This window comes from bacterium (assembly GCA_023145965.1).
Lineage (GTDB): Bacteria > UBP14 > UBA6098 > UBA6098 > UBA6098 > UBA6098.
On record JAGLDC010000068.1, the window covers coordinates 1 to 11,134 of the forward strand.

Genomic DNA, 11,134 nt, shown 5'->3' on the forward strand with positions numbered 1-11,134 from the left:
AATTACATTAATTTTTTTAGTCCACATACCGCTGTCGTTCTGGGTCATCGGACTCTCGGAATCCGACCAACTATTGAAATCACCCACTACAAAGACATTTTGGGCCTCGGGCTCGAATAAAGTGAAGGTAGCATATTCTCCTTCGACTTCAACTGAGGAGAAGGCAGTCGCGATAATAAGGACAACAGCAAATAGACAGAATTCACGCATTTTCTTCCTCTTTAAGGACTTCCGGTAGAGGTTCCTTACCCCAACTCGCAACTGCTATTATTCTAGGAAGGTGAGTAGAAGAGAATTGAAGTCCAAATATATATGGAAGCCAATACCAACCATTCCATTTCACGAGAAGAAGTAATGCCCAGCCAAAAGAGACAGAAGCAAGTATATGCCTGAAATAAAACATATAAGCAAAAAACAGAAACAATAGGGGAACAAGAAATGTTGCGGCCAACGAGTATTGAGTCTTTTTTCTAGCACCGCTGTGCTTATAATAACCGACCCTGAAACTGACAATTGGACCTGCGATAATTTCATCCCATCTGCTCATTATCGCTGACAATTCCCACTTCGAGGCCGGTAATCCGGCGATAAATCCCAGGAGCATAGCAAAGATCTCCCATTTATAAAAAGCTCCAGCGTGTTTGCCATAAAAGAATACGACAGCAATAGCAATAAGATATACCGGGATGACGGCTTGCCATTTGAAATCGAGGGGAAGAGAATTTTTTGTTTTTTCCATAATTTGCCTTTAAAAGAAAACCTTAACATAGAGTTTAATTTGCTTATTTACACCGTGAGAAACTGACTCGCTGACGAAATCGTCATCGTTGGTTAGATCGTTATCGTTATCGCCGGAATTACCGAATTCAAGAAATATCTCCGCAGGGCTGAAGCGCTCATATCGTAATTGAGCAAACACAGTCTGACGGCTTTCATATTTCTCCTCTACATTAACTGCACGAGCGTAGAGTTTTAATTGTTCTGTCAAATTTGCATTTAATTCCAATCCTGTAGCGATTATCTGATAATCGGTGCCGATATCTTTAAATCGAACCTGTCCCTTTATTTTCGCCAAACGGTTCTCGACACTAATCTCACCTAAAACCTCTGGGTATTCTTGATAATCATTATAATTGGGATCCCAACCCTTGTAGTATTTATATCTGACTTTACTTTTAATATCATTTACCCACTCAACATAAATCTCCCCGTATGCCTCTCTCGAAATCCTCTCAGGATTTGTAAGAGAAACATATGCAGAGCGGTTTTGCGGCGCATGCGTTTCTATATAGCCTCCATAAAGATTGATTGCCTTTTCGGTGAAGAAATAAACAGCGCGTCCATAAAAACCCTCTTCGTTGTATTTCTGCTCGTAGTCGAATTGGCGGGAAAGATAGCTTCTAAAATCCAGGCCGAAATCATGATAACCTGCTTGAAGCTCCAAAGGGCCAAATTTAAGTTGTCTAAACTCCGCCGACCAAGCTATATCCTCTGCGTTTTCTGGCTCTAATGGGATGCGACTTGTTGCCACTTGCCCCTCAATATCTATGTTCCCGAAAGCCTTTAAAAAAGGAAGCAATCTTCCAAGCGATAAACCAATATTACCGGACATAAATGAGTTATAATCTGATGTCGAACCACTCCAGTCCTTCCTACCAGTAATAGCGGAAAGACGAACTCTATCGCGGAATAATGGAGCATACAGGCGTCCGGCGAGTGCGTCCTCGCCGCCAGAATTCGAGAAATCGCTGTAATAACCTACACCCGAGATAGGTCCTACATCCCAAAAATCGACCCGTGCACCCTGTGCATTACCGCCATCTGTGAGCTGATCGGGATTTACAAGCTCGAAAAGCCCTTGTGGAAACCAGAATCGATTTTCGCGGGAAAACATAGTAATCTCAAAATGCTGAGGCCATCTATATTTTAAATGTCCCTCTAGGAGAGTGTATTCGTGAAACTGTCTAAGTGCGTCATTATCTTGCGTTCGAGAAAGCTCGGCATAAAACTTGGTGAATACCTCGGAATTATCCCAAGGATTGGCGTTAAGATGAAGCTCGACGCGATGTGATGGTTCAAATAGCTGCCATGTTCCATCCTCGGCAAAACGAGTCTGCACTTCATAATAGCCACCCAGTCCCGCCGAATAAACAGTACTAGATAGAATAATAAAGCATATTTTAACAAAGGCTTTCATTCTTTACTTAAACTAATGTAAATTATATCCCTTTGCAATAGAAAAAGGTCAGTCTTTATCACATCAAGGGACACCCCAGTTGTGCAAATGCTCAACTGCCGATGTCCCTCGGTATATATTAAGGAAAATAATTTTTAGCTTGTGTTCCTACTAAGTGGAGCAAATGCTACTTTATATAGAACACCTTTTTTATTGTGCTATTTGATCCATTGGTTGCTCGAACAAGATAAATTCCGTTCCCAAGATTCGATGCCGGACTCCAAACCCAGCATGTTGTTGAAAAACCGCAAGAATAGGAATCTAGAATATGGCCTTTTATGTCATATATCTCGATCAACGAATTTGCGGACGACTTTATTAAACAAGCGGAATTGAAAGGATTAGGTGCAACGGAAAGCCCTAACCCACTTGGAGTTCTTGTTTCGATAATACCCAATCCCTCAATTGGTCCCTCTCGTTCTGACCCGGGAATCACTCCATCGGGACCGGTGAGATAAAATGAGAAGGTAGCTCCTTCACAAGGACCATCGATTGTAACCCCAAACATACCCTCAGAACCGGCCGGAATAGCGCTTCCATCACCGGCATCCAACTCAACAAAACTGTTTGGTAGAGCATAACGCATTGTCCACCCGGTAGGGTAAGTAGCACCTGTCACCTGACATGGCATAGGAGAAACCGAGAAATGAAAATCTGTTATATCAACAGGCGGTTCGCCATCGTTGAAAACAAGTATCTCGAAAGTTGTGGGAGGTCCACCCGGAAGCCGATTGAAGAATACTACTACAGCTAAAGACAGACTAACAACAAGCAAAAGAGAGATAATAATACGTTTAATAGACACTTTTTACTCTCCTTTAATAGAATTATTTACAGTAATAATATATAAAATAAACATCTTTATATCAACATATTTAATAGATTATATTGAATTAACACATAAGGTATTAAGATAGACAATATTACAAACAATGGAGTATTAATTCGACGCTGTCACGCTTTTTGCTTTTTCGGAAGACAGTTATTAATAGTTACATTTTCCAGCGCAAAAATCCCTTCCTAAACCCCCTTTTCCACCCGTGCCAGCGTCTTAAACTATACTATTTATAATTTATTGAGCTTTTGTTCGTCTTTCGAGCAATTGTTTTATTTTCTTTTTCGGAAGCGATTCGAATATTTTAAACTAATTAGAAAGTGAAATGCTTTATTTGTTCACCTGCGTCGCCGATATCAGCCATAGCCTCTATACCAATATCAAGTTGAAGATCGGCATATTTTTCTGTTACATTTTTATCTGAATGCTCGGTTTTAATGCCTTCGGGTGTCATCGGAAGATCGGAAACGAGCAACAATGCGCCGCGAGCAATACTATTTTTATGTCCCACAAGAAACAGGGTAGCTGTTTCCATATCGATAGCTATAGCTGATATTTTTTTAAGATAGAGCTTGAATTTTTCGTCCCACTCCCACATCCTTCTATTTGTGGTATAAATCACACCAGAGCGATATTCGAGATTCCTCATTAATATTTTATTCGACACAAATTTATGGAGTTTGAATGATGGCAAAGCTGGAACCTCGGGCGGGAAATAATCGTTTCCTGTTCCTTCGCCACGAATTGCTGCTATTGGGAGTATAAAATGCCCGATTTCGGTCGAGTGCTTTATACCTCCGCATTTACCCAGGAATAAGACACCTTTTGGTGCACGCGCAACCAATAGGTCCATAATCATAGCCGCATTCGGTGAACCCATGCCGAAATTTATCATCGAAAGGCCCTTGGAGTTCGTAGCCGATTGCATAGGATGATCTTTTCCCCATACATCACAATCGAATCTTTCTGTAAAACTAGCCATGTGATGATCGAAATTAGTCAGAAGAATATAATCACCTATCATGTCGGGCTTCGCACCGATATACCGAGAAAACCAATTTTTAGCTATATTGTATTTATTCACCACTCGATATCCTCATTAAAGGGGTTTCACAAAGCCTTACAATTATCTTAATAATAATCAATAGATAATCATTAGAACAGTTAATATCAAGGCCGAAGAACGGAATTATTAATATAATCGCTTCGAAAAGCTATTCATTTTTGGAGGCATTTTTCTATTAACCGATCCGATGGGTAAATCCCGAAAATCGAGAAGATAATTGGCCAATACAATTTTCACAAAGATCAACCAGGCCACAGAAGCGAATATAAACACGATTGTTCCGCCTGACCACGAGTTCAAAACAAGTGCCAAAGCCATCCCTGCGGCGGGTGCGTGCTCTGCGTTCATAATCGACATAAGAAACATAGCCAATCCGACAGCGAATCCCCCAAAAACCACAGTCGATGTATCGGTACTTGGTAACAGGCCTTTAGAATAGGCATATACAGCGGTAAAATAACATACAATTCCACATGAAACGCCGATAAGATAACCCCCAAGGAGTCTCCTAACCTGGGAATCATATGAATGTGGCATAGTAAAAGTAATAAAGGTGCTAGCTCCCAGTGAGGCTATAATAGCACCGTGATCGACCGTCCTGAGATACATTAATATCCCAACTATTGTTATCGTTGCTATTCCACACTGAAAAAAGTATCTAAAGCAATTATTTTTGAATTTTTTATCTATTAATTTCATAATATGCCTATTGATCCTCGAATTTGATTACTTCGCCTCCCGGAATTGGCCTAACTTTACCTGTGTTGACATCTAGAACTCTTCCGGGCAATATCTTTGCTGAATCGGTATATCCTCTTTTTTCCCAGTAGCCTGTAATATACTTTTCAGTAATCTCTATTTTGACAACCGATTTGGCGGATTTGTAGCCCCATAAATATGGCACAAAAAGTCTAATCGGACCTCCATAATCTTCGCCCAGAGGTTCTTCATCGAATTCATATGCCAAAAGCGTCTTTTCTTTCATGGCGATATCCCAGGGAATGCTAGTATCATAAACCAACCCGCATGACCATACCCTTACGAATTTGCCATCAGGAAGCGCTCCGACATCCCGTAGGATATCCGCCAAACAAATGCCACCCCACCTGCCTCTCACCGACCACCGCGTAACGCTTGTGAGTCGCGCTTCGACGGTTACCTTCTGAAACGCCATCAACTCTTCCCAAGAATAATTTTTAGGCCTTTCAACCAGACCACTCACCTCTATTTTCCATTTTTCTTTATCGAAATCACCGGGGTGGCCTTCGACCCAAAAAATCGGAGTATTCATCTCAGAGAGTTTGGACACTTTCTTTTCCTCATAATGGAATTTTTTAATTTTGCTTTTCGGATTGTAGCCTCGATAAGCTTATCTAAAAAATATGATATGGATAATAATTACGTATCGACACTTCGATATTAGCATTCTATATTATCGAAAAGATCAATCCCTTTTTCGGATATAACTGATACGAAAATCTCTGGTGGCATTGCGCAAAAGTTTATCAGTAAGCTTTCCATAAGCCTTGTCCGGATTCTCAGAGCCAAAATGAAAAAAGTTCCCGGTAAAACCGACATCGGCTATCTCTCGCTCGGCACGAGAGGATGACGTCCATATCGTTGCTCCGGTTTCGGCATCGCGCATCTTCACCGTCAGTATTGCCGAAACATTAACCTCGACACCCATTGATGTTAGCCCCGGAATTCCGTTAATATCTGCTGAAGGTTCCGAAAAATCGATGTTTCCTGTAATAAGTGTTCTAATGTCGTATTTTCGGTTCATAGCCTTTAAAGCGTCGGGTCCCATTGAGAATAAACCGAGATCGGATAGTAGCTCTTCTTCCGTCCCCAACTCTATAACTTTCACTCCAGCCTGATCTTCCGATATGGCTTCTAAAAATTCCTGAGTTACATACTCGCTAAAATTGCCTTCAGAATTCGAATCGAATTCCACGAGTCCGATAGTTTCATATCCTTTGAGATCAACCTTAGGCGGCACCATGACCTTTGGAGCACAACCGACATAAAACATAGACACAATGAACAGAACAGTAATAAGTGTTAATTTCCTCATTTCTACTCCCTTATCAATACTTTGCAGTGAATGTAAACCTATAAATATTGCCAAGCCAGCGATGATTTGATAAAGCAATATCGAAATCCCAATTCTTGGCATTCAAACCCGCGCCCATCGATAAGCGCTCACCTTTAGAACCAGCACGTACAGCGAGAATATCGAAGAACACTATTTCCATACCTACACGCGGTGTCCATCTGTGGAGATTGCCCTCCTCTGAAACCAGGTCACCTGCAAAAACAAGGTCTTCGGCTATCTCCCAACTCAGCCCAATGGCTACCTGCCCACCCGGGGAATCAGACAATTCACTGGAACTGAGAAGAGCTATATCCGGTTCTCCAAGGGAGCGGGTCGCAATTCCGAAGCGCCATTTTTCAAAAGGCATATATAGCAAACCTACGTCGGCACAGAGGTTATACTTCGGGCCTTCGTAACTAGGATCGGCCCATAAATCGGCGCCGGGAGCAGATGTAATAAACATTTTAGCAGAAAGGCCTCCGTCGAGTTTGCCTGCAATCCTGCGCGCAAACACCAGACTCGCTGTGCGTTCGCCATAAACGTCCTTCACGGAACGCTCATGCCAAAATGCACCCGCCGTTCCAAACGATAAAGGTAAAACGAACGCTGCCGAGTATTCCATGAAGCCATCGAGTGACCAGCGCGATGAATACGTCCCAGAAAAAGCATACCTATCAAGATGCGCCGCTATCGCAGGATTAAAAGGAACCACAGACACACCTTCTCCTGTAGCAACTACGGCGCTACCCATCCCAAAAACGCGCGCTGGTTCAGCCTGCTCTTCGTAAAGCGCAAAACAAATACCTGCCAAAACCAAATATACTAAAAAAAACCGTTTCATTTTCAAATTTTATTACTCACCTTTATACAATGAAAACAGGAATAACCGCATTTCTACCTCTGTCTTATCATCGCCCCTTGCAAGAGTTGCTATAATATCGTCACGCTTCGATACGGCCTCGGCAAAAGGCGATATTCCAGCCTCGGCAAGAGGCTGAACGCGGTCGAAAGCCGAAACGGCAAGCGTTTTCGATATTCCGAAGTTCTTATTGGCCGAGGCTTCATAAGCACCGATAAACTCGTTAAGAGCTATTCGATATGGTTCGGATATCTCCAGCCTGTCATAAACAGACTTCAAATTATCACCACAATCCTCGAGCTGTTTAGTCATCTCTGCCTTTTTCATTGACATAGGCACAAAGCCCACTAAAAAACCGATAATAAGACAAATAAGCCCTGAAATAACATATTTCATTTTTCTCCCTGAAAATATTTTAACTCGTTAATTCCCTTTTTCTTTCTTCAAACCAACCATCTTCCCAATTCGTGAACAACTGTCCATATCGCTCATTTAATTTATCCATGATTTCCAAACATTCTTCTGTTTTATTCTTGTTTTTCAAAATTTGAAGAAGACCCTTTGCGATATTAAAATCGGGTTCGCTGAAATCTAACTCGGTCAAGATAGTTATTGCAACATTACCAAATCTTACACTTCTATCATGATCCTCTATAATAAAAGCAGCAGTCGCTGCTGAACTATATAGATCAAATAGTTGGAATATATCTTTTGGATTTCCATATCCATCGATAGCCTTTTCAGTCGAAGTAACAACCAATGGCCCTAATATATGGTCAGATTTAGTTATCGACTTGAGTTTATCGATATATTTACTCCAAAACTTAAAATCATCCTTTTCTGTCTCGCCTTTGAACCAAGGCAATTTCGTAATCTTTGAGAAATTGCAGAGAGGCCAGCTATCTAGGTCAATGTTCGGTGGAATTTTTATCTCTCCATCCGTTTTACCAAAAACCGCCACAAGGACTATTATTAAGAATACTCCTCCCACTATACTCAAGCAAACCATATCGAAGGTAGTAAAAGATATAATTCCCTCTTTTCTATGCTAGCGAAGATATTTCGCCCTCACAACTTTATCCCATAGCGGTTACTCGAAAACCAATTATCCATTTCATCTAATAATAACTATCGGCCTATTCTCCCTTATTTTTAATTCGACTCCCGCGTCGATATAGGTCAACTCGAAACGAACGGCATATATCCCCGCTTTAGTTGAGCTACCTATGTCCTTTTCGCCGTTCCACCAAATGCTCCCCTTATTATTTTCACGGACCGGAAGGTCTCGTGCAAGCCGGGATATATGTTGGCCAGTGAGGCTATAAACATCGATGTCCATACTTCCATTAGCACCCGTTTCCCACGATATTTCCACTTCATCATAGATCCCGTCGCCGTTGGGCGAAAACGGATTAGGTGAAAACCGGATATTCCGCAATACGGCATCCGTCTCCGATCCCCTGAGGTCTCTTCCGACAGCCCATAAGCCACTTCCTAGTTTAACGTTACCCGATATAGATGCCGCTTTGCTATAGTATGTTCCGCCATATGGCCTTGGAATTACAATATCACCGCCAAATTCTGTAAGTGAAAGCCGTTCCGGTTCCCATTGCCCAAGCCTTTCGGCAAGCCAATGAAGGCGTAGAGTAATAGGCAGTAAGGCTTCCGCACCGGAAACCCGTATCTCGCGACGGACCACTGAAATCTCTGCAAGGTTTCCCTGACTTCCGGCGAAAGATGGATATTTAACTACCAGAGTTGCAGGGACAGCCGGAAAATTCGATAGGTCTGAACTTGTAATCGCAACCATATCACCAGATGGTGTGTCGAACACTAGTGTATCTGAAGCCGAGAATCCAGCATCGAAAACCGTTATAAAGCTGTCAATAGTTGTCGGGGCTGAAATTAATCTCGATGGATTATCGCTTGCTACTGAGAAAGGATATTCAGGCGGCAACGAGTCACCATTATCGGGCAAGAAAGCGAGATTACCCGCAGAATCGATCGCGGTGAAAAAGAAACTCAATGAGGTTGCTAACGGAGAATCAACCGCGATGGGTTCTTCAACGGGGATATTTCCGAACCATGTTATTCCGTCCTCGACAGAACCCATCTCGATAGAGTCCCACTGTGCCCCAGTCGAATAATGCAAAAAAGCCCTTTTCACTTCGATGTCGTCACTTATGTCAGCTTGTATTAGTAAATGAAGAGTATTCAGAAGATGCTGCAGACTATCCGTCAAATCATAAGATATTTGTGGAGGTGTAATATCTACGGGTCTATGCGCTGAAAGCTCGACCGGAGTCCCAAGATTCCAGTCGAGTTGTGTTTGCTGAGGATCGGCTGGTTCTTTAGGTTCATTGGAGATAGGATCGAGGCCGGCGGAAATTGACATATCGATCACATTAGGATCGATATCGCCATCTGCACCACCACCAAAATTCCACTGAGATGCACTCCCTGGATTGACCCATCGAACACCGCTTACGCCGTTGCCATCATGCCCAAGCGAAAGCACAATGAAATCCCAATACTGGAAATCGTCGAAGTTCGCCTCTCCGAAATGGTCGATAAATGCAGACTTATCGATTAATATCTTAACTTTGTTATTTACAGTGTCCACAGAAACATTAACAGCTGTAATATTTTGAGTATACCCATCCTCGATGCTTTGGCCATTAGAGGCAAACATCCCGACCCACCAACCATCGACAGATATAGCCCAATCCCAATAATCCGTGGGAACAAAGCTTGCGAATCTGTTTTCCAATCCTTGACTCGATCCACCCCCATGCGCATCAATATAGATATCCAGTTTTTGTGTATTAAGCGGGGGATAATAAGGTGCCCAATCGACAATCTCTTCCGGTGCGAGATCACCTAATTCAACTTCGAACTCAATCTCATCAGCTTCTGCAAAGTCTTTAACTATAACTCCGAGTATATCGAATGAACCATCGACAAAGGCATTATCCGTCGGGTAAGTATAACTTCCAGGGCCGTAATCATCGCCATAGGCATCGCCCCACTGCCGAAGTATCGATGCTGCCTCCAGGATTATCTCAATAGTCGTCGTCTCGGATTCCTCTACAAGCACCGAATCTATCTTCGTTGGTGCATAATCGGGCGAATTCGGAAAAGCTATAACATCCCAATAACCCGAAGATAATCTGTTTAGTCTAAAAAACCCATCTATTCCGCAAAGAGAGCTAATAGAATAAGCGGAGGGATTTGCAGTATCAGAAAAAGTCGCAACTAGCGAACATCCCATTGCTGGAACAACATCCCCCGAAATAGCACCAGTAAAAGGCTCAAGCGTCACTTCTAGTGACTCGTTTGGGGGATCGGTAACTTGCACATCGATGATCTGAGAAGGCCAATATCCTGGAGACTCGACGGAAACTACCGCTATAGTGTCCCCGACTTCGAGACCGGTGAGCTGCCATGAACCATCCTCCTGAGATGATATCGACGACTGTTCCCCGGCGTTTATTTGTGCCAAAGGAAAAGGTGGCGAGGTTATATCGCTGAAATAGACTGTTCCGCCAATAAATGTCCCTTCGAAATCAGGGATGCCATCGCTATCAGCATCAACTATGATAGTTTCGAAAACTTCGAGAAGATCAGGGCCAATTCCATCGCCGACTGTAGGTTGATCTGGCATGGCATCGGCAGCAAAATAACCATCGCCGCCGACGAGGAGCGTCGCAATCGCTATCTCCGCACCGATGGGAAAACCATCAGGGAAAACCGCCGTCCACGGCAGGCCAACTTCGGAATCAAAAGAACCACTACAAGCTGAAAGGCATTCGCCATCGATGGACGTCGAAGTGTTTTCATCTGCGGAATAAATATTGAAAGCGCCTCCATTCCAAGCACCCATGAAAATCTCTATATCCCGGTCGGAGGTGATATCGCGCGCCCAAGTGCCAGTCCAGCCATCTTCTGCACGGAATGAAAAACTTCCGCCACTACCACAATCGAGATAACAGGTTACACCGTTTTCGGAAATTGAATAATGAATACCTATATATAGGTATTCA

Annotated in this window: 12 protein-coding genes; all 12 read right to left on the bottom strand. The window is 42.8% G+C overall.

Going from position 1 to position 11,134, the window contains the following annotated elements:
• Positions 1–210, bottom strand: a 210-nt coding sequence (locus KAH81_06875; GenBank protein MCK5833376.1) for a hypothetical protein, incomplete at its 3' end; no start/stop codon positions are given.
• Complete coding sequence (locus KAH81_06880) at positions 203–739, bottom strand: hypothetical protein (GenBank protein ID MCK5833377.1); 537 nt, start codon at positions 737–739, stop codon at positions 203–205. The genes KAH81_06880 and KAH81_06875, both read right to left, overlap by 8 nt.
• A 9-nt stretch (positions 740–748) precedes the next feature.
• Positions 749–2,197 carry a hypothetical protein gene (locus KAH81_06885; GenBank protein ID MCK5833378.1) on the bottom strand — a complete coding sequence of 483 codons (1,449 nt, stop codon included), beginning with the start codon at positions 2,195–2,197 and terminating at the stop codon, positions 749–751.
• A gap of 166 nt (positions 2,198–2,363) precedes the next feature.
• Positions 2,364–3,041 (bottom strand): T9SS type A sorting domain-containing protein, encoded by a 678-nt coding sequence (locus KAH81_06890; protein ID MCK5833379.1) that lies wholly within the window; start codon positions 3,039–3,041, stop codon positions 2,364–2,366.
• Between the two features lie 343 nt (positions 3,042–3,384).
• On the bottom strand, positions 3,385–4,158 hold the full coding sequence (locus KAH81_06895; protein MCK5833380.1) for an AMP nucleosidase: 774 nt from the start codon (positions 4,156–4,158) through the stop codon (positions 3,385–3,387).
• 105 nt (positions 4,159–4,263) lie between these two features.
• The gene (locus tag KAH81_06900) at positions 4,264–4,836 is read right to left on the bottom strand and encodes an HPP family protein (GenBank protein MCK5833381.1); all 573 of its coding nucleotides are present in this window, start codon (positions 4,834–4,836) and stop codon (positions 4,264–4,266) included.
• A 7-nt stretch (positions 4,837–4,843) separates the two neighbouring features.
• Positions 4,844–5,446, bottom strand: coding sequence for a molybdopterin-dependent oxidoreductase (locus KAH81_06905; protein ID MCK5833382.1), 603 nt, complete (start codon positions 5,444–5,446; stop codon positions 4,844–4,846).
• Positions 5,447–5,581: 135 nt separating this feature from the next.
• The gene (locus KAH81_06910; GenBank protein ID MCK5833383.1) at positions 5,582–6,211 is read right to left on the bottom strand and encodes a hypothetical protein; all 630 of its coding nucleotides are present in this window, start codon (positions 6,209–6,211) and stop codon (positions 5,582–5,584) included.
• A gap of 13 nt (positions 6,212–6,224) precedes the next feature.
• Positions 6,225–7,073 carry a hypothetical protein gene (locus KAH81_06915; GenBank protein ID MCK5833384.1) on the bottom strand — a complete coding sequence of 283 codons (849 nt, stop codon included), beginning with the start codon at positions 7,071–7,073 and terminating at the stop codon, positions 6,225–6,227.
• A gap of 12 nt (positions 7,074–7,085) precedes the next feature.
• Positions 7,086–7,487, bottom strand: a complete 402-nt coding sequence (locus tag KAH81_06920) for a hypothetical protein (GenBank protein ID MCK5833385.1) — start codon at positions 7,485–7,487, stop codon at positions 7,086–7,088.
• A 19-nt stretch (positions 7,488–7,506) separates the two neighbouring features.
• Positions 7,507–8,100: a hypothetical protein gene (locus KAH81_06925; protein ID MCK5833386.1), complete on the bottom strand. Its 594-nt coding sequence runs from the start codon at positions 8,098–8,100 to the stop codon at positions 7,507–7,509.
• Positions 8,101–8,205: 105 nt separating this feature from the next.
• Positions 8,206–11,134 (bottom strand): hypothetical protein (locus KAH81_06930; protein ID MCK5833387.1); only part of this gene is annotated, 2,929 nt, incomplete at its 5' end.

Excerpts from the sequence above, each read along its gene's own strand:
- KAH81_06880 (MCK5833377.1), bottom strand. The coding sequence starts at position 739 with ATGGAAAAAACAAAAAATTCTCTTCCCCTCGATTTCAAATGGCAAGCC.
- KAH81_06885 (MCK5833378.1), bottom strand. The coding sequence starts at position 2,197 with ATGAAAGCCTTTGTTAAAATATGCTTTATTATTCTATCTAGTACTGTT.
- KAH81_06900 (MCK5833381.1), bottom strand. The coding sequence starts at position 4,836 with ATGAAATTAATAGATAAAAAATTCAAAAATAATTGCTTTAGATACTTT.
- KAH81_06910 (MCK5833383.1), bottom strand. The coding sequence starts at position 6,211 with ATGAGGAAATTAACACTTATTACTGTTCTGTTCATTGTGTCTATGTTT.
- KAH81_06915 (MCK5833384.1), bottom strand. The coding sequence starts at position 7,073 with ATGAAACGGTTTTTTTTAGTATATTTGGTTTTGGCAGGTATTTGTTTT.
- KAH81_06920 (MCK5833385.1), bottom strand. The coding sequence starts at position 7,487 with ATGAAATATGTTATTTCAGGGCTTATTTGTCTTATTATCGGTTTTTTA.
- KAH81_06925 (MCK5833386.1), bottom strand. The coding sequence starts at position 8,100 with ATGGTTTGCTTGAGTATAGTGGGAGGAGTATTCTTAATAATAGTCCTT.